This is a genomic window from Ensifer sp. KUDG1 (assembly GCF_050434285.1).
GTDB lineage: Bacteria > Pseudomonadota > Alphaproteobacteria > Rhizobiales > Rhizobiaceae > Ensifer.
The window spans coordinates 109,777-126,818 of sequence record NZ_JBNDIG010000001.1; the positions used below are offsets into that span (position 1 = coordinate 109,777).

Annotated in this window: 18 protein-coding genes and 1 other RNA gene; 12 read left to right on the forward strand and 7 right to left on the reverse strand. The window is 63.5% G+C overall.

Translation table 11 applies throughout. The features are described from left to right. Window positions 1-146 precede the first annotated feature (146 nt). A complete protein-coding gene (locus M2267_RS00555; protein WP_429111881.1) occupies window positions 147-428 on the reverse strand; it encodes a BON domain-containing protein in 282 nt (93 codons plus the stop codon). A 242-nt stretch (window positions 429-670) separates the two neighbouring features. Between M2267_RS00555 and M2267_RS00560 the strand changes: the two genes are divergently transcribed. After that, window positions 671-1,615 carry an AEC family transporter gene (locus M2267_RS00560; protein ID WP_429111883.1) on the forward strand — a complete coding sequence of 315 codons (945 nt, stop codon included), beginning with the start codon at window positions 671-673 and terminating at the stop codon, window positions 1,613-1,615. A gap of 147 nt (window positions 1,616-1,762) precedes the next feature. Here M2267_RS00560 and M2267_RS00565 read toward each other — a convergent pair whose 3' ends face one another. Beyond that, window positions 1,763-2,446: a c-type cytochrome gene (locus M2267_RS00565; RefSeq protein ID WP_192448190.1), complete on the reverse strand. Its 684-nt coding sequence runs from the start codon at window positions 2,444-2,446 to the stop codon at window positions 1,763-1,765. Between the two features lie 156 nt (window positions 2,447-2,602). On the opposite strand from M2267_RS00565, the gene M2267_RS00570 reads away from it, so the two are divergent. From M2267_RS00570 to M2267_RS00580, 3 genes are all read left to right on the forward strand, one after another. After that, the gene (locus M2267_RS00570; RefSeq protein WP_429111885.1) at window positions 2,603-3,358 is read left to right on the forward strand and encodes a 3-deoxy-manno-octulosonate cytidylyltransferase; all 756 of its coding nucleotides are present in this window, start codon (window positions 2,603-2,605) and stop codon (window positions 3,356-3,358) included. 26 nt (window positions 3,359-3,384) lie between these two features. Next, a complete protein-coding gene (locus M2267_RS00575) occupies window positions 3,385-4,239 on the forward strand; it encodes a prephenate dehydratase (RefSeq protein WP_043611803.1) in 855 nt (284 codons plus the stop codon). A 428-nt stretch (window positions 4,240-4,667) separates the two neighbouring features. Further along, window positions 4,668-4,805, forward strand: a complete 138-nt coding sequence (locus tag M2267_RS00580) for a DUF1127 domain-containing protein (protein ID WP_064817013.1) — start codon at window positions 4,668-4,670, stop codon at window positions 4,803-4,805. 63 nt (window positions 4,806-4,868) lie between these two features. Here the strand turns inward: M2267_RS00580 and M2267_RS00585 are convergent, their stop codons facing one another. From M2267_RS00585 to M2267_RS00600, 4 genes are all read right to left on the reverse strand, one after another. Then, window positions 4,869-5,237, reverse strand: coding sequence for a VOC family protein (locus M2267_RS00585; protein ID WP_429111887.1), 369 nt, complete (start codon window positions 5,235-5,237; stop codon window positions 4,869-4,871). An 81-nt stretch (window positions 5,238-5,318) separates the two neighbouring features. Continuing rightward, window positions 5,319-6,026, reverse strand: a complete 708-nt coding sequence (locus M2267_RS00590; RefSeq protein WP_043611807.1) for a helix-turn-helix transcriptional regulator — start codon at window positions 6,024-6,026, stop codon at window positions 5,319-5,321. 23 nt (window positions 6,027-6,049) lie between these two features. Further along, window positions 6,050-7,030, reverse strand: a complete 981-nt coding sequence (nudC, locus tag M2267_RS00595) for an NAD(+) diphosphatase (RefSeq protein WP_429111889.1) — start codon at window positions 7,028-7,030, stop codon at window positions 6,050-6,052. Between the two features lie 2 nt (window positions 7,031-7,032). Then, on the reverse strand, window positions 7,033-7,485 hold the full coding sequence (locus M2267_RS00600; RefSeq protein WP_052201563.1) for an HIT domain-containing protein: 453 nt from the start codon (window positions 7,483-7,485) through the stop codon (window positions 7,033-7,035). A 64-nt stretch (window positions 7,486-7,549) separates the two neighbouring features. On the opposite strand from M2267_RS00600, the gene ffs reads away from it, so the two are divergent. The 5 genes from ffs to M2267_RS00625 all read left to right on the forward strand — a co-directional run bounded on the left by ffs (window position 7,550) and on the right by M2267_RS00625 (window position 11,980). Continuing rightward, window positions 7,550-7,647: signal recognition particle sRNA small type (gene ffs / locus M2267_RS00605), an RNA gene on the forward strand. A 45-nt stretch (window positions 7,648-7,692) separates the two neighbouring features. After that, window positions 7,693-9,561, forward strand: coding sequence for a DNA polymerase III subunit gamma/tau (locus M2267_RS00610; RefSeq protein ID WP_429111891.1), 1,869 nt, complete (start codon window positions 7,693-7,695; stop codon window positions 9,559-9,561). 40 nt (window positions 9,562-9,601) lie between these two features. Next, on the forward strand, window positions 9,602-9,925 hold the full coding sequence (locus M2267_RS00615; protein ID WP_029742357.1) for a YbaB/EbfC family nucleoid-associated protein: 324 nt from the start codon (window positions 9,602-9,604) through the stop codon (window positions 9,923-9,925). 143 nt (window positions 9,926-10,068) lie between these two features. Beyond that, on the forward strand, window positions 10,069-10,674 hold the full coding sequence (gene recR / locus M2267_RS00620; RefSeq protein ID WP_029742358.1) for a recombination mediator RecR: 606 nt from the start codon (window positions 10,069-10,071) through the stop codon (window positions 10,672-10,674). Between the two features lie 10 nt (window positions 10,675-10,684). After that, entirely contained in the window at window positions 10,685-11,980 is a 1,296-nt protein-coding gene (locus M2267_RS00625) for a lytic murein transglycosylase (RefSeq protein WP_429111893.1), read from the forward strand. A gap of 109 nt (window positions 11,981-12,089) precedes the next feature. Here the strand turns inward: M2267_RS00625 and M2267_RS00630 are convergent, their stop codons facing one another. Then, complete coding sequence (locus M2267_RS00630) at window positions 12,090-13,724, reverse strand: MFS transporter (protein ID WP_192448182.1); 1,635 nt, start codon at window positions 13,722-13,724, stop codon at window positions 12,090-12,092. 273 nt (window positions 13,725-13,997) lie between these two features. Between M2267_RS00630 and rimP the strand changes: the two genes are divergently transcribed. From rimP to M2267_RS00645, 3 genes are read left to right on the forward strand one after another with little or no spacing between them, the layout of a single operon-like run. Continuing rightward, window positions 13,998-14,618 (forward strand): ribosome maturation factor RimP, encoded by a 621-nt coding sequence (gene rimP / locus M2267_RS00635; protein WP_043611825.1) that lies wholly within the window; start codon window positions 13,998-14,000, stop codon window positions 14,616-14,618. A gap of 46 nt (window positions 14,619-14,664) precedes the next feature. After that, window positions 14,665-16,284: a transcription termination factor NusA gene (gene nusA / locus M2267_RS00640; RefSeq protein ID WP_192448181.1), complete on the forward strand. Its 1,620-nt coding sequence runs from the start codon at window positions 14,665-14,667 to the stop codon at window positions 16,282-16,284. 5 nt (window positions 16,285-16,289) lie between these two features. After that, on the forward strand, window positions 16,290-16,997 hold the full coding sequence (locus M2267_RS00645; RefSeq protein WP_043611830.1) for an RNA-binding protein: 708 nt from the start codon (window positions 16,290-16,292) through the stop codon (window positions 16,995-16,997). Window positions 16,998-17,042 lie beyond the last annotated feature (45 nt).

A 17,042-nucleotide genomic window follows, 5' to 3' on the forward strand; every position in this document is an offset into this window, starting at 1 on the left:
TATTCAACCGTTGTTGCGGCTTACCTGGTTGCTGACGGGTCGGTCCTCATCTGCGGCTCCTATGGCGGCTCTATGGCGGTAACGCCAAGCCTGCCGAAATCTCATGCCGGCATGTCCTATCATTCGGATTTCCGCACGGCAACCGCTCAGCTATCAGCCTCGCCCGCGCCCGGCGTCACTGCCAGCCGGTTCTCGACGCTGGTGACGCCGATCACCGATGCTGCGGCGTCGCCGGCACAGGCGATGTCGGATGCCTGTGCCACATGGCCGGAAAGCACAACGACCCCGCCGAGCGCCATCACCGAGATGTCGCGCGTATCGATCATCGCCGCATACTGGATGTAGCGCAGCACCTTGTCGGCGAGCGCATCGTCGATGAGATGCGGATCGTCGTCGTTGCGCGCGTAAATGGGCTTCTCTGTCGGCATGGCTCGTTCCTCATGCTGTTTCGGAACGCCTGCGGCCGGGGAATGTTCCCCCTCCCTGTGCACGCTGCTCGCGCGCTTGCGGCGCGGGTGCGAACAACGTTATTGCTGGCAGGACCATTCCAGGAGCGGAAAGAGGAAAGCATCTGCGGTCTTCCGCCCGTCTCCCGCTCTACCTCATGAGAACAGACCTCGAAGATCTCGGATCGATTCGCTCCAAGGTCATCGTGATCCAGGGCCCGCGCATGTCCGATATCTTCCAGAACGTCCTGCCCATCTTCATCCTGATCCTTGCCGGCTGGTTGCTGGTGCGCCTGAAGTACCTGAAACCGGCCGTCGGCGAAGCCTTGGGCGATTTCGTCTTTCGTGTCGCGGTGCCCATCCTGCTGTTTCGCACGATCGCCGAGGCGGATTTCAAGGACGGTTCGCCCTGGCCGCTCTGGGTCGCCTATTTCTCGGGCGTTGCGGTCACCTGGACGTTGGGACACGTGGCGACGACGCTCGTCTTCAAGCGGGATGCGCGCATGGGGGTTCTCGCCGGCGTCTCCTCTGCCTTCGCCAACACGGTCTTCATCGGTCTGCCGCTGGTGTCGCGCATCGTCGGCGAGGAGGGCATCGTTGCGATATCGATCCTGCTTTCGGTGCATCTGCCGGTCATGATGATCGCGGGCACGTTGCTGATGGAGCGTGCCGAGCGGCGCGCCGGTGGCAAGCCGGGGCAGAGCCCGCTGCAGCTCCTGGCCGGGGTCGCCCGCAATCTGGTGCGCAACCCGCTGGTGATCGGCCTTGCCTGCGGTGCCGCCTTCCATCTTGTCGGCCAGCCGCTTGGCGGTCCGGTCAAGACCGTCGTCGATCAGCTGGCGTCGATGGCAGCACCGGCGGCGCTGATCTCGATCGGCATGGCGCTGGATAAATACGGCCTTGCCGGCAATCTCGGGCTCGCCTCGGTGACGAGCGCCTTGAAGCTCGTCGTCATGCCGGCGGTTGTCTATGCGAGCTGCCACCTGCTCGGCCTTAACGACAACTGGACGACGGCGCTGGTGCTGACGTCGGCCGTTCCGACGGGTGTGAACGCCTGGCTGATCGCCAATCATTTCAATGTCGGCCATGGGCTGGCGTCCTCGACGATCACGCTGACGACCGCGCTCGGCGTCGTCAGCGTTTCGGTCTGGGCCTATCTGCTGATGTGATTGTCGCACTTTCCGGCAAACTGTTTCGCCGGAGAGGGGGGATCCGTCCCAACGGTCCGTGCGCACCATCCGTCGCGTCCCCGGATACGAAAAAGGCCCGGCGCGAGCCGGGCCTTTTAGCAAAAGGGTCGTTTCCGACCGCTGAACTTATTGCGCCGGTGCCGGCTGGCCTTCGGCCGGCTTGGTCTCGGTTGCCGGGGCTTCGGCCGGCTTTGCACCTTCGGCGCCAGCAGCCGGAGCTGCTTCGCCGGCAGCCGGAGCTGCTTCGGCAGAACCGGCGGATGCGTCCGGCAGTGCGGCCGGAGCGTCGGCCTGCTCGCGCAGCCAGGCAATCAGGTTGGCGCGCTCGTCGGGCTTCTTGACGCCGGCAAAGCCCATGGCGGTGCCCGGAACGTGCTTCTTCGGTGCTTCGATGAAGTAGCTGAGGTGGTCGTAGTCCCAGACGACCTTGCCGCCTTCGGCAAACGTCTTCATGCCGGCCGAGTAGCTGAAGCCCTCATGCGAAGCGATCGGGCGGTTGACGAGGCCCCAGAGGTTCGGACCGACTTTGTTTGCGCCGCCCTTGTCGGCGGTGTGACAGCTTGCGCATTTCTTGAACACGGCTTCACCAGCGGAAGCATCGGCCTTGAGCAGCAGCGGCTTGATGTCGACTTCGACTTCTGCGGCACCGCCGGCACCGGCTTCAGACGTGCCTTCTTCGGCGACGATCGTAAAGCCTTCCTTTTCGGGAGCTTCGGAATGGAAAATGCCTTCCGATGCAATGGACACGGACATCAGAACGAAGACCGTTCCCAGAAAGGCGCCCACGCCCATGTTCACATATGAATTCATCTGCAAACGCTCCCTTTGCCACCGGCGCAAACAAAAACCCGGCCTATCTTGAAATCGCGCGGAACCTATGTCTTTTGGCTCTGCGTTGCAACAGTGATTATCGGCCCCTAACTGAGACTTATTGACACTTTCGGCGGGGTTTTTGAAGGCCAGATCATGAATCGCGAAAATTCAGGTAAAGTCATCGTGCTCATTCCGGCGCGCATGGCTTCGACACGCCTACCCGGAAAGCCGCTCGCCGACATTTGCGGCCTGCCGATGATCGTCCAGGTAGCGACCCGAGCGCAGGAAGCGGACGTCGGCCGCGTCGTCGTTGCCGTCGACGACCAGCAGGTTTTCGACGTGGTGCGCGAGGCCGGCTTCGAAGCGATCATGACCCGCATCGACCACCAGTCCGGTTCCGATCGGATCTACGAAGCGCTGCAGAAGGCCGATCCGAACGGCGGGGCCGAGATCGTCATCAACGTCCAGGGCGACCTGCCGACGGTCGAGCCAGCATCGATCCGCGCGGCGCTGAACCCGCTCGAAAATGCCGCCACCGATATAGCGACACTGACGGTGGCGATCACCGAAGAGAGCGAGAAGACCAACCCGAACATCGTCAAGGTCGTCGGCTCGCCGCTTTCGGACACGCGCCTGCGCGCGCTCTATTTTACCCGCGCGACCGCGCCCTATGGCGAAGGCCCGCTCTATCACCACATCGGGCTCTATGCCTATCGCCGCCAGGCGCTGGAGCGTTTCGTCTCGCTTCGGCCCTCCGTGCTCGAGCGCCGCGAATCGCTGGAGCAGCTGCGTGCGCTCGAAGCCGGCATGCGCATCGATGTCGAGATCGTCGATTCGGTCCCGCTTGGTGTGGACACCCCGGTGGAGCTGGAAAAGGCCCGCCGCATCCTGTCCGCCCGTAACCGCTGATATCAGAACCTGAGAAGGACGCTACCGTGACCGCCAAGACCAACAGGATTTCCTTCCAGGGCGACTATGGCGCCAATTCCGACATGGCCTGCCGCGACATGTTCCCGTCGATGGAGCCGTTGCCCTGTCAGACCTTCGAGGATGCCTTCGTCGCGGTCGAGAACGGCGACGCAGATCTGGCGATGATCCCGATCGAGAACACGATCGCCGGCCGCGTCGCCGACATCCATCACCTCCTGCCGGAATCGCGGCTGCACATCGTCGGCGAATACTTCATGCCGATCCGCTTCCAGCTGATGGTGCTTCCGGGTGTCACCCGTGATGAGATCCGCACCGTGCACAGCCATATCCATGCGCTTGGTCAATGCCGCAAGATCGTGCGTTCCAACGGCTGGAAGCCAGTCGTCGCCGGCGATACCGCCGGCGCGGCAAAGCTCGTTTCAGAAAAGGGCGACCGCTCGATGGCAGCGCTCGCGCCGCGGCTGGCCGCCGATCTCTATGGCCTCGAAATCATCGCTGAAAATGTCGAGGATACCGAGAGCAACGTCACCCGCTTCGTCGTCTTGTCCCGCGAAGAGCAGCGCATATCCCGGACCAGCGACGAAGAGCTGATCATCACCACCTTCGTTTTCAATGTCCGCAACATCCCGGCAGCGCTCTACAAGGCCATGGGCGGTTTCGCCACCAACGGCATCAACATGACCAAGCTCGAAAGCTACCAGCTCGGCGGCCGGTTCGTGGCGACGCAGTTCTATGCGGATATTGAAGGGCACCCGGACGATGTCGGCGTGCGCCACGCCATGGACGAGCTGCGTTTCTTCTCCGAAAAGGTCCGCATCCTCGGAACCTATAACGCGCACCCAATGCGCGGCGTTCTCTGAACAGATCCGCTCCGGCGCCAGACTTCTGAGAGAAAAGCCTGCGGAGGCAGGCTCCGACCGCCTCCGGCTAAGCCGTGGGGCGGTCGCTTTCGCTTGCCCGCAGCTTTGCCCTCAGCTGGAGGCTGCAGGTCCCGAGTGCGCCTGATTTCTAATCAAAATAAAGCCTATGGTTGCGGTCTTCTTGCGCCGTATATTCGCGGATCTGCCATCTGGCTAAGACTTTTACAGCATCACGCTTAATTCCTGCGCGTTCCGTCCGCGATGATTCTCCGAGAGAATCGTTGGTTTCGCCACGCCCTACGGGGGCGAAAGTGGCAAAAGTTCGTTAACCGGCTACGCGTCTGGCGCATGCCTAGTTTGCAATCGTGGCGCTACACAAATTTTAGGCAAATGCCTATTTGACGCTCGTCAAGTAAGGAGTTTTAAAGATGAAGATCCGTCAGAAGATCATGGAATATGCGAAGACCCGCCGTGCGATCCGCGAGCTGAACGCTCTCGACGATCACGCACTGAGCGACATCGGTCTGTCCCGTTCGCAGATCCAGGCCGCCGTTTACGGCCGCTAATCCGCACCATTCGCGCATCCCGCCGCTTCAGGCGGGCGGGATGCGCGCTGCATACCCTCTCGCTTAAGAATCGTAGAGGCAGACGCGCAGCCGGTGACCATCCGGATCGAGCGCGACGAAAGTCGGACCGAAATCCATCTCGGTCAATTCCTGCGCAACCGGCAGGCCTTTCCCCTTCCAATCCTCGTAATGTGCGCGCACCGCGCTCTCGTCCTCCACCATGAACGCCAGTTCCGATCGGCTGCCCGATGCCGCCGGCTCCGGCGCGACCGTATGTTCGGCCCAGAGCCCGAGGGTGAAACCGCCGGGCAGCTCGAAGGACGAGAAGGTCTGGTAGGCGACCTGCGGTTCCTGCGCGAGAACCGCCCGGTAGAACGTCACGCTTGCGAGCGGATCCTTGACGTAGAGAACGATGAGATTTGCCTTGGCCATGGTTTTCCTCCTTGTTGCGGGAGTGCCAAGGCTAGGACTGGCCGCTGCCAGTTTCTGTCAGCATCAGCGCATGAGCGCCCGTCAGGAGCCGACCGTCTGGCGTTTTGATGCCGCCATGTTCTGGCTTGCGCGCCAATCCTTCATCAGCACCTGCCGGCGGCGAGGATAGCGCGCCTCGGTCACCGCCATCCGCTGCATGCGGTCGGCGCGAAAGTGCCGGAAGTCCAGGCGCAGCTCGCACCAGGCCATGACCATGCGCACGTTCTCGAAGAAGCCAAGTGCAAAGGGCCAGATGGTACGCTGCGTCGCGCTGCCGTCATTGTCGACGTAGTCGAGTTCCACCTTGCGTTCGTTGCGGATCGCGCGCCGGAGCGCCGCGATGTCGATGCCGTTGGTGGCCGGCGGGCTCGGGCCAACGAGCAGGGTCGAACTGTCAAGTTCCTCGCGAAGCTCGGCAGGCAGCACGGCGGCGATCTTGGCGAGCGCATTGGCGGCAGCACCGGCGAGATCGTCGTCGGTGCGCTTGGAGACCCAGCGCGAGCCGAGCACCAGCGCCTCGATCTCCTCGGCGGAAAACATCATCGGCGGCAGCATGAAACCTGGCTTGAGCACATAGCCGAGCCCAGGTTCGCCCTCGATATCGGCTCCTTGCGCCTGGAGGCTGGCGATGTCGCGGTAGAGCGTTCGGAGGCTGACGCCGGTTTCTTCCGCCAGCCGCTGACCGCTCACGGGCTGGCGGTAGCGCCGGAGCACTTGGAGGAGGTCGAGCAGCCGTTCGGAGCGGGACAAGGCCGGTCTCCTCTAGAGCGCGCCTACGCCCGCTCGCCCCAGGCGAGCCAGTCGCGCATCAGCTGGTGTGCGATTGCGCCCTTGGGTGGCGGAATATGCGCGTCACCGGTGTCTGCGACCCCGGTCGAGCGTTCGAGCATCGCGGTCGTTTCCTCGCGCGTGAACCAGCGCACGTCCTCCAGCTCCTGTTCGTCGCGCTTGATGACGGTCGATTTCGCCTCGGCATAGCAGCCGATCATCAGCGTGTGCGGCATCGGCCAGGGCTGCGAAGCATGGTAGCGCACCCGGCCGATATGGATGCCGGACTCCTCGAGCGTTTCGCGGCGCACGGCGTTTTCGATCGTCTCGCCCGGCTCGACGAAGCCGGCAAGGCAGGAATACATCCCCGGCGCGAAGTGCGGGCTGCGGCCGAGCAGGCAGAGTTCGCGCTCAAGGTCGATCGTCATCATGATGACGACAGGGTCGGTCCGCGGGAAGACCATGTGGCCGCAGGCGGTGCAGATTCGGCGGTAGCCGCCGGCCTTGCCTTCCATCGGGCCGGCGCAGCGGCCGCAGAAGCGGTTGTTGGCATTCCAGGTAATCAGGCTCGAGCCTTGCGCGAACTGGCCAAGCAGTTCCTCCGGCAGCATCTGCTGGCGATAGAGGGTGCGGCCATCGGCGATCTTGAAGGGCTCGGTGATCGTCTCTTCGGTGAGACCCGTCGGCACCGCCAGCCGGGGCTCGCCGTTTGCGAGGTAGCCGAGCAGGATCGTCTCGTCGAGAACGGGTTCGAGGCCTTCGAGCTCATAAGGCGCAAACAGGGGGTCGATGATCTTCTCGTCATGCTTGACGATGAGCTTCGGTCCGGAGAAGGCGAGGAAGTGCGCGCCCGGGTGCTTCAGCGCCACCTCGACGCAATCGTCGGCCCGGTGCTCCGACTGTCGATCCAGATGATTCTCCGAGAAGGCGACGAGGGTGCTTGGCTCTGGATGCGGGCTGCGAAGGTCAAAGATCGATTTCGTCATGTTCAGAGGTTTTCCAGAATGCGGGCTGCGAAGGCCTGATGTTCTTTCTCGTCCCACGGCTCCGCCTTGCCGAAGCCCCAGACCGGCCCCGGCCAGTTCGGGTCGCCGTCGCTGCGGGCGATGATATGCACATGAAGCTGCCGGACGATGTTGCCCAACGCGCCGATATTGATCTTCTCGGCGCCTGTGACTTTCTTCAGCGCCGTCGCCGCCATGGTCGTTTCGAAGGTCAGCATCGTCTGGTCGAGCGGGGTGAGGTCGAAGATCTCCGAAATGCCTTCACGCTGGGGAATGAGCACGAGCCAGGGCCAACGGCGGTCGTTCATCAGCCGCATCTGGCAAAGCCCGATCGAGGCGATCGGAATGCCGTCGCGTTCGAGCCGCTCGTCGAGGGTGAAGGTCGTCAACGGGTTCTCCTCGGCTATTGAGAATGGCGGATTCGCCTTGTTTTGCATATCGATATCAGTTTTTTGATGGCTTGGCTTGCATTTGCTTTCGATATTGCCGATATGGAAGCCGGGAGGTTGGTGGTGGACGAGCCACTCGCCAACCGGGTCAGGTCCGGAAGGAAGCAGCCCCAACGAGCTCCGGCACGGGTCATCGTGCCAGCCTCCCACCTTTTCCGTCCTGTCGGGACAAGAGTTCGAACAGCGGCAGGGTCGATGAGCGACGATACGTCCATTTCATCCGTTGAGAAACCAGCCGCCTACCGTGTTCTGGCGCGCAAATATCGCCCCAAGGATTTCTCCGACCTGATGGTCGGACAGGAACCGATGGTGCGCACGCTCACCAACGCGTTCGAAACCGGTCGCATCGCCCAGGCCTATATGCTGACCGGCGTGCGCGGGGTCGGCAAGACCACCACCGCCCGCATCCTCGCTCGCGCGCTCAATTACAAGACGCCGGATATCGACCGGCCGACCATCGATCTCAGGGTCCCGGGCGAACATTGCCAGGCGATCATGGATGGACGTCATGTCGACGTCATCGAAATGGACGCCGCTTCGCACACCGGCATCGACGATATCCGCGAGATCATCGAGCAGGTCCGCTACCGCCCGGTTTCGGCCCGCTATAAAGTCTACATCATCGACGAAGTGCACATGCTCTCGACCCAGGCTTTCAACGGCCTGCTGAAGACGCTCGAAGAGCCGCCGGAGCACGTGAAGTTCATCTTCGCCACCACCGAAATCCGCAAAGTGCCGATCACGGTTCTGTCGCGCTGCCAGCGCTTCGACCTGCGCCGCATCAGCGCATCGGATCTCGTCGGCCTGTTTTCGACGATCCTCGGCAAGGAAGGCGTCTCCTTCGATCCGGAGGCGCTCGCCATGGTCGCCCGCGCCGCCGAAGGTTCTGCCCGTGACGGCCTGTCGCTGCTCGACCAGGCGATCGCCCACGGCGGCGGCGCCGTCGAGGTGGAGACCGTGCGCTCGATGCTCGGCCTTGCCGACCGCGCCCGCATCGTCGATCTCTTCGAACACGTCGTCAAAGGCGATGTCGCCGCGGCCCTCGAGGAATTCACCGCTCAGTATGAGGCCGGCGCCAACCCGACGGTCGTCTTGACCGATCTTGCCGATTTCACCCATCTCGTCACCCGCATGAAATACGTGCCCGAGGCGGTCAACGACCAGTCCTTGAGCGAGATCGAGCGCACCCGCGGTGCTGCTTTCGCCGAAAGCGTCGCGGTCACCGCACTGTCGCGCATCTGGCAGATGCTGCTCAAGGGTATTCCGGAAGCCGAAAGCTCGTCGCGCCCGGCGGGGGCTGCCGAAATGGTGCTGATCCGCCTGGCGCATGCGGCACATCTGCCGGCGCCGGAAGAGGCTGCGCGGCGCTTGCTGGAGCTTTCCGGCAATGAAGGCGGCGGCGCGCGTCCTGGCCCTTCGGGTGGAAACGGCGGCGGCGCTCAGGCCCAGGCTTCCGTGTCCGTGTCGGCCCAGGCATCGCAGCCGATGCCGGTGCAACGCCCGACGAGCAATGGTGCGACCATGCTGCGCGCCGTTCCGGACGTAGCACCCCAGGCGGTTGCGGTCGGCCGCATCGAAGAACGCCCGATGCCGGCGCCTGCGGCCAAGCCGCAGCCGTCGGTGCCGGTCAATTCGATCGCCGACATCGCCGATCTCTGCGCCAAGAACCGCGACATCAAGCTGAAGACGCTCGTGCGCGGTTTCCTGCGGCTCGTGCGGATCGAGCCCGGTCGCCTCGACGTCAACGTCTCGGACGACGCGCCGAAGACGCTGCTTGGCGAAGTTGCGGTCAAGCTCAAGGAATGGACCGGTATCCACTGGATCGTCAGCTACAGCCGCGAGGCCGGCGAGCCGACACTGATCGAGGCGGAACAGCGGGCGCAGGAGCAGCGTGTTAACGACGCACGCCAGGATCCCGATGTCGCCGCCATTCTCGCCCGGTTCCCGGGTGCCAAGATCACCGACGTGCGCATTCGCGCCGTTGAAGAAGAGGTCGAGAGCCAGGCTCCGGCCACAGCCGAATCCGCCGACGGCGATATCGTCCCTGGCGACGACATCGAATAGTTCCCGTCTGCGAGCAGAAACAGAAGAACAGGAGACGACGATGCGCGACATCATGGGGATGATGGGCAAGGTCAAGGAAATGCAGGCCAAGATGGAGAAGATGCAGGCGGAAATCGCCGCGCTCGAAGTCGACGGCACCTCCGGCGGTGGCCTCGTCACGGTTCGCCTCGACGGCAAGGGCACCCTCAAGAGCCTGAAGATCGATCCCTCGCTGTTCAAGGAGGACGACGTCGAGATCCTCGAAGACTTGATCGTCGCCGCCCACAAGGACGCCAAGGACAAGGCCGAGGCCGTGCAGGCGGAAAAGACCCGCGAGCTGACCGCCGGCCTGCCGATCCCGCCCGGCATGAAGCTGCCGTTCTGATCGCTTCCAGGCGTTAGGTTCGGGAAGCGGGCGGTCTCGTCGGCCGCTTCCTTCGCATGCTGGCAGTGAAGGCCGCCGGATGCCGCGTTGACGGCGTTTCGAAGGCGATTCCGTTTCGGGCCGATATGGGCTAAAAGCGCCGCATGGCAAAACGAGTCACCGGCCCCGAAATCGAAAAACTTATCCAGCTCCTGGCGAAAGTCCCGGGGCTTGGGCCACGCTCCGCACGGCGTGCCGCCCTCCATCTCGTCAAGAAGAAGGACCAGTTGCTCGGTCCGCTCGCCGACGCCATGGGCGAAGCGCACCGCAAGGTCCGCATCTGCTCCTGCTGCGGCAATGTCGATACGATCGATCCCTGCACCGTCTGTTCCGACGAGCGTCGCGACCACTCCGTGCTCATCGTTGTCGAGGACGTCTCCGACCTCTGGGCGCTGGAGCGCGCCGGCGCGATGAACGCCGCCTATCACGTGCTTGGCGGCACGCTCTCGCCGCTCGACGGCGTCGGTCCCGACGACCTCAACATCAAGGGCCTGGTGCAACGCGTCGCCAATGGCGGTGTCCGCGAACTGATCATCGCCGTCAACGCCACCGTCGAGGGCCAGACCACGGCGCACTACATCACCGACCAGCTCGAAGGCATGGAGGTGAAGATCACCCGGCTTGCCCATGGCGTGCCCGTCGGTGGCGAGCTCGACTATCTCGACGAGGGCACGCTGGCAGCGGCCCTTCGCGCCCGCACGTCGATCTGAAGGGATGCCGATGCGTTTGAAGTCTCTGGTTCGTTCGCTGTTTTCCGGTCGTGCAGAGGGAGGCAAGCCCCGTGCACACCTCCTCGCCGCCGTCGCAGCGTTCCTCGCTCTCAGCCTCCCCGCCCACGCCGCCACCAAGGCAGATGTGGAGGCGCAATTCCGCACCTGGCTGCAGAATGACCTCTGGCCGGAAGCGAAGAAGGCGGGCATTTCCGCCGGATCCTTCAAGGCGGCGTTTTCCGACGTGAAGCTCAACTGGGATCTGCCGGATCTGGCGCCCCCCGGCTTCCCGAAGCCGAAGGAGCAGAAGCAGAGCCAGGCGGAGTTTTCCTCGCCCGGAAACTACTTCTCGGAAAAGCGCCTGCAGGGGCTCGCCGGCACCGGCCGCAGCCTGGCGTCCACCCATGCCTCGACGCTCAAGAAGATCGAGCGCACCTATGGTGTACCGGCCTCGGTGATCGTGGCGATCTGGGGCAGGGAATCCGGCTTCGGTCGTGCCAAGATCCCTTATCCGGTGGTCGATGTGCTGGCGACCAAAGCCTTCATGTCGACGCGGCCGGACCTCTTTCGCCGCGAGCTGATCGCGGCCCTGCACATTCTCGACAGCGGCGATGTTGATGAGGCCGCGATGCGCGGGTCCTGGGCCGGCGCGATGGGCCAGCCGCAGTTCATGCCGTCGAGCTTTCTGCAATACGCCGTCGATTTCGATGGCGACGGCCGCCGCGACATCTGGAATTCGGTGCCCGACAGCCTGGCATCGATCGCCAACTATCTCGTCAAGAAGGGCTGGCAGCGCGACCGCGACTGGGGCTTTGAGGTGTCGATCCCGGAAGCGGTCTCCTGTGCGCAGGAAGGCCCGGATCTCGCCCAACCCCTGTCAAGTTGGGCGAACAAGGGCATAACCCGGATTTCCGGCAAGGCCTTCCCGTCGCACGAACTGTCGGCATCTTCGATGATGCTGGTTCCGGCAGGCCGGCACGGGCCGGAGTTCATCGTCACGCCGAACTTCTACGTGCTCAAGGAATACAACAACTCCGACCTCTACGCGCTTTTCATCGGCAACCTTGCCGACCGCATCGCCACCGGCGGCGGCGCGTTCCGCGGCACGTGGGGCGATGTCGGCAACATGCTGCGCTCGGACGTTCTCAAGATGCAGAAGGCGCTGGTTGCCAAGGGTTACGACGTCGGCAAGGTCGATGGTCTTCCCGGCTACAAGACGCGCCGTTCGCTTGGCGACTGGCAGGCAAAGAGCGGCCTTGCCGCCACCTGCTTCCCCGATGCTTCGCTGAAGGCGAAGCTGCGGTAGTGCCATTTGCAGCCGGACGCGCTGGTGTGCCGACTGCCGCAACGAAAAAGGCCCCGTGACGGGGCCTTTTTCGTTGCATGGTCGAGATCGGCGTGAGGGCCGGAACAAGCTAGTGCATGTCCACATTCACCTGTCGCTTGTAGCGCTCGTAATGCGTCGGGACGATCGTCTGGCGCTCGATCATCCGGTGCACCCGCGGTGGCGTCTTGCCGCTATGCAAAGCCGTCAGCCGGTCGCCGACGGCGGCGTCGGCCTGGGTGCGGCGCTGGTTGTGGCGCACATATTCGACCCAGGTCGGCACGTGATAGGTCTCGGTCCAGGTGGTCGGGTTTTCGAGATCGCGCATCAGCGCCCAGTGTCCGGCGCCGTCGCGGATGCGGATGCGCCGGCGTTCCGCCATCGTCGTCAGGAACTCCGGGATATCGTCGTCGGCGATCTCGTAGTCGATCATGATGACGATCGGGCCGCTGCGCGGCTTCAGGTCCAGTTCGAGCGGCGGCTCGTTGAAGCGGTTGAGCGGATCGAGGTTGAGCGAGGTGAACTCCGGCAAGGGCAGGCGGAAGCCGACCACGACCCCGGCGAACATCAGAAGACAGGAGCCCATCAACGCGTTGGCCGCGCCATATTGTTCGGCGGCCGTACCCCAGAGCCAGCTGCCGCCGGCAATGCCCCCGAAGGTCATGGTCTGGTAGAGCGACAGCGCCCGGCCGACCACCCAGCGCGGCGTCGAAAGCTGCACGGTGGTGTTGAACAGCGACAGCGCCAGCACCCAACAGGCGCCGGAGATAAGCAGCACGAGACAGCTCAGCCAGGCATAGGTGCTCCAGGCCGTGATCGCGGCGCTGGCGGCAAAGCCGGTAAAGGCGATGCGCACGATCGCCTCGCTCGAAAGCTTCTCGCGTAGCCGGGCAGAGAGCAGCGCCCCGCCGATCGCGCCGAGGCCGAAGGCGCCGAGCATCAGGCCGTAGGTGAGCGGCCCGCCCTGGACGAGGTCGCGGGCGACGAGCGGCAGAAGCGCGAGGATGGCGCTCGCCGAAAGGCCGAAGAGGAAGCCGCGCAAGAGCACCTTGCCGATGTTGGGCGACATCGCGACATAGCGCAGGCCAGCCGAAATGGCGCGACCCAGCGTCTCGCGCGGCAGCGTGTTCGTCGGCACCTCGCGACGCCAGCGCACCAGCGCAAAGAGGATGGCGAAATAGCTGAGCGTGTTGGCGAAGAAGGCTGCCGCCGCGCCGAGTGCCGCAACGATGGCACCGCCGATCGCCGGGCCGACGCTGCGGGTGATGTTGAAGCCCATGCTGTTGAGCGCGACTGCCGCTGGCAGGTCTTCGCGCGGGACCATGTCGCCGACCGAGGCCTGCCAGGACGGGTTGTTGAGCGCCGTGCCGCAGCCGATGAGGAAGGTGAAGAGCAGGAGCAGCCAGGGTGTGATCAGCCCCACATAGGCAAAGATCGTCAAGAGCGCCGAGACGAAGAGCATGAAACACTGCGCCACCAGCATGATCCGCCGCCGGTCGAAATTGTCGGCAAGCGCGCCGGAGACGAGCGAAAAGAGCATGATCGGCAGTGAGGTGGAAGCCTGCACCAGCGCCACCATGTTCGCCGATGAGGAAATGGAGGTCATCAGCCAGGCGGCGCCGACCGATTGAATGAGGCCGCCGAAATTGGAGGCGAGGCTCGCGATCCAGATCGTGCGGAAGATGTCGTGCTTGAAGGGGGCAAGCGGCGAAATACGGGTGGGCACCTCGTCTTCTCTCTTCGTTTCTTGATTGTCGTCTCGAAGCGGTTCGTTACCTGTTATAGGCCGGACAACGCGAAGTGCCACCCGCTGAAACTGACCTTGTTGGCGAAGATGCTCGCCGGCGGACAGTCCGGCCATTTGCGGCGGGCGGCCCAATGCCTTGCAATTTGCGGCGATGGGGCGTATATGAGCCTCAAATTCTTGATCGGTAGATGAAGAGTGGGCCCGTCAGGACCCGCTCTTTTTTATTAGCCGGTCCGATGAGGAGATGATCGTTTGTCCGATACGACAACGGCTGAAAATGCACATGAACCCCGCCTGATCACCGAAACCGGTCTCGACCAGCGCGTCGCCGACATCATCGAGCCGGTCATCGTGCCGATGGGTTACCAGCTCGTGCGCGTGCGCATGTCCGGCCAGAACGGCCTGACGCTGCAGATCATGGCCGAGCGCACCGACGGCACCATGACCGTCGAGGACTGCGAAGAGATCTCCAAGGCCATTTCGCCGGTGCTCGATGTGGAAGATCCGATCGACAAGGCGTATCATCTCGAAGTGTCGTCGCCGGGCATCGACCGCCCGATGGTGCGCAAGTCCGACTTCTTCCGCTGGCAGGGTCACCTGCTGAAATGCGAGACGTCGGTTCTGGTCGACGGCCGCAAGCGGTTCCGCGGCAAGATCGTTTCCGTCGATGACGACGGTTTCCGGCTCGAGCGCGACCAGGTTGCCTATGGCGAGGAGCCCGTCGTCGTGATCCCGTTCACCACGCTTTCCGAGGCGCGGCTGATCCTGACCGACGATTTGATCCGTGATGCGCTGACCGCCGACAAGAAGGCGAAGGCGGCACGCGCTGCGAATGAAAATTTCGAAGACGAAGATTCACCTATTGAGGAATAAGTCGGGCGGAGCGTGAAGCCCCCCTGCAACCCAACGGAGACAAGACATGGCAGTCAGTGCTAACCGGCTCGAGCTTCTGCAGATCGCGGATGCTGTCGCGCGTGAAAAGGTGATCGACCGTGAGATCGTTCTGGCCGCGATGGCCGACGCGATCCAGAAGGCCGCCCGCTCGCGCTATGGGTCGGAATCGAACATCCGCGCCGACATCAACTCCAAGACCGGCGAAATCCGCCTGCAGCGTCTTCTGGAAGTGGTCGAGAAGGCTGACGATTACTCCACGCAGATCCCGCTCGAGCTTGCTCGCGATCGCAACCCGGATGCCAAGCTCGGCGACTTCATCGCCGATCCGCTGCCGCCGATGGATTTTGGCCGCATCGCCGCCCAGTCGGCCAAGCAGGTCATCGTGCAGAAGGTTCGTGAAGCCGAACGCGATCGCCAGTTCGACGAGTTCAAGGATCGCGTCGGCGAAATCGTCAACGGCACGGTCAAGCGCGTCGAATACGGCAACGTCATCGTCGACCTCGGTCGTGGCGAAGGCATCATCCGCCGCGACGAGATGATCCCGCGTGAAAACATGCGCTACGGCGACCGCGTCCGCGCCTTCGTCTACGACGTTCGCCGCGAACAGCGCGGCCCGCAGATCTTCCTGTCGCGTACCCATCCGCAGTTCATGGTGAAGCTCTTCACCATGGAAGTGCCTGAGATCTACGACGGCATCATCCAGATCAAGTCGGTTGCCCGTGATCCGGGTTCGCGCGCCAAGATCGCCGTTGTCTCCAACGATAGCTCGATCGATCCGGTCGGCGCCTGCGTCGGTATGCGCGGTTCGCGCGTTCAGGCCGTCGTCGGCGAACTGCAGGGCGAAAAGATCGACATCATTCCGTGGTCGCAGGACCCGGCATCGTTCATCGTCAACGCGCTGCAGCCGGCGGAAGTCGCCAAGGTCGTTCTCGACGAGGATGCAGAGCGCATCGAAGTGGTCGTTCCGGACGAGCAGCTGTCGCTCGCCATCGGCCGTCGCGGCCAGAACGTTCGCCTCGCCTCGCAACTGACCGGCTGGGATATCGACATCCTCACCGAGCAGGAAGAGAGCGAGCGCCGCCAGAAGGAATTCACCGAGCGCACCAACCTGTTCATGGACGCGCTCGACGTCGATGAAATGGTCGGCCAGGTTCTGGCTTCCGAAGGCTTTGCCGCCGTCGAGGAGCTTGCCTATGTCGATCTCGACGAAATCGCCTCGATCGACGGCTTCGACGACGAGACCGCGACCGAAATCCAGACCCGCGCCCGCGAGTTCCTGGAAAAGCTGGAAGCCGAACTGGATGCCAAGCGCAAGGAACTCGGCGTCGCCGACGAACTGCGCTCGATCGACGGCCTGACGAGCCAGATGCTCGTTGCGCTCGGCGAAGAAGGCATCAAAACGGTCGAAGACTTTGCTGGTTGCGCCGCGGACGATCTCGTCGGCTGGAGCGAACGCAAGGACGGCGAGACCAAGCGTTTCGAGGGCACCTTCTCGAAGTTCGAAGTCTCGCGCGCCGAAGCCGAAGCCATGATCGTTCAGGCCCGCCTTGCAGCTGGCTGGATCACGGAAGAGGACCTGGCAAGCGACGAGGTCGAAGGTGAAGAGCCGATCGACGTTGCCGAAGGCGCCGAGCAGGACGCTTAAGGGCGATGACCGTCTCTGATGAGGCCGACAGCCTGCCTTCGGACACCCTGCCTGTAGATGGGGGTCCGAAGGATCGCAGCGGCAGCACGCGGACCTGCATCGTCACCCGCGAAAGCGGATCGCCCGATGAGCTGATCCGCTTCGTGGCCGGGCCCGACGGTCGCGTCGTTCCGGATCTGAAGCGTCAGCTTCCGGGCCGCGGCTGCTGGGTGAAGGCCGAGCGGGCGCTGATCGAGAAGGCGGTGGCGAAGAAGTTCTTCGCCCGCGCACTCAAGGCGGACGTCAAGGCTGACGCGACGCTCGCCGACGATGTCGACCGGCTGCTCGGTGAGCAGCTGGCCGGAATGATGAACTTGGCGCGCAAGGCGGCCCAGTTCATCTCCGGCGCGACGAAGACGGAGCAGGCCGTGCGCGGTCTGGCAGCGCTTGCCGTGTTCCACGCGGCCGATGCTGCCGCCGACGGCGTGCGCAAGATAGACCAGGCCCGCAAGGCGATGAGCTTCGTGGCCGACGACGAAACGGAAATACCTTCGTTCCGTCCCTTCACCGGGGCGGAAATGGAGGGCCTTTTAGGAAGTAATGCTTTTATCCATGCCGCAGCGCTTGCAGGGCAGGCGGGTGAGGGTGTAGTGAAGCGCGCAATCATGCTCGAAAAGTACCGAGGATCCGTCCCGGTCCGGGCCGAAGGCGGCGCTGGCAAGCCACAGCAATGACCCGAGTCACCGGCACAGTCTGGCATCGCGTACATTGTTTGAGAC

Bases quoted from the DNA above. Each gene is read 5' to 3' on its own strand.
- M2267_RS00555 (WP_429111881.1), bottom strand. From the start codon at position 428: ATGCCGACAGAGAAGCCCATTTACGCGCGCAACGACGACGATCCGCAT.
- M2267_RS00560 (WP_429111883.1), top strand. From the start codon at position 671: ATGTCCGATATCTTCCAGAACGTCCTGCCCATCTTCATCCTGATCCTT.
- M2267_RS00565 (WP_192448190.1), bottom strand. From the start codon at position 2,446: ATGAATTCATATGTGAACATGGGCGTGGGCGCCTTTCTGGGAACGGTC.
- M2267_RS00570 (WP_429111885.1), top strand. From the start codon at position 2,603: ATGAATCGCGAAAATTCAGGTAAAGTCATCGTGCTCATTCCGGCGCGC.
- M2267_RS00580 (WP_064817013.1), top strand. From the start codon at position 4,668: ATGAAGATCCGTCAGAAGATCATGGAATATGCGAAGACCCGCCGTGCG.
- M2267_RS00585 (WP_429111887.1), bottom strand. From the start codon at position 5,237: ATGGCCAAGGCAAATCTCATCGTTCTCTACGTCAAGGATCCGCTCGCA.
- nudC (WP_429111889.1), bottom strand. From the start codon at position 7,030: ATGACGAAATCGATCTTTGACCTTCGCAGCCCGCATCCAGAGCCAAGC.
- M2267_RS00600 (WP_052201563.1), bottom strand. From the start codon at position 7,485: ATGCAAAACAAGGCGAATCCGCCATTCTCAATAGCCGAGGAGAACCCG.
- M2267_RS00610 (WP_429111891.1), top strand. From the start codon at position 7,693: ATGAGCGACGATACGTCCATTTCATCCGTTGAGAAACCAGCCGCCTAC.
- M2267_RS00615 (WP_029742357.1), top strand. From the start codon at position 9,602: ATGCGCGACATCATGGGGATGATGGGCAAGGTCAAGGAAATGCAGGCC.
- recR (WP_029742358.1), top strand. From the start codon at position 10,069: ATGGCAAAACGAGTCACCGGCCCCGAAATCGAAAAACTTATCCAGCTC.
- M2267_RS00625 (WP_429111893.1), top strand. From the start codon at position 10,685: ATGCGTTTGAAGTCTCTGGTTCGTTCGCTGTTTTCCGGTCGTGCAGAG.
- nusA (WP_192448181.1), top strand. From the start codon at position 14,665: ATGGCAGTCAGTGCTAACCGGCTCGAGCTTCTGCAGATCGCGGATGCT.
- M2267_RS00645 (WP_043611830.1), top strand. From the start codon at position 16,290: ATGACCGTCTCTGATGAGGCCGACAGCCTGCCTTCGGACACCCTGCCT.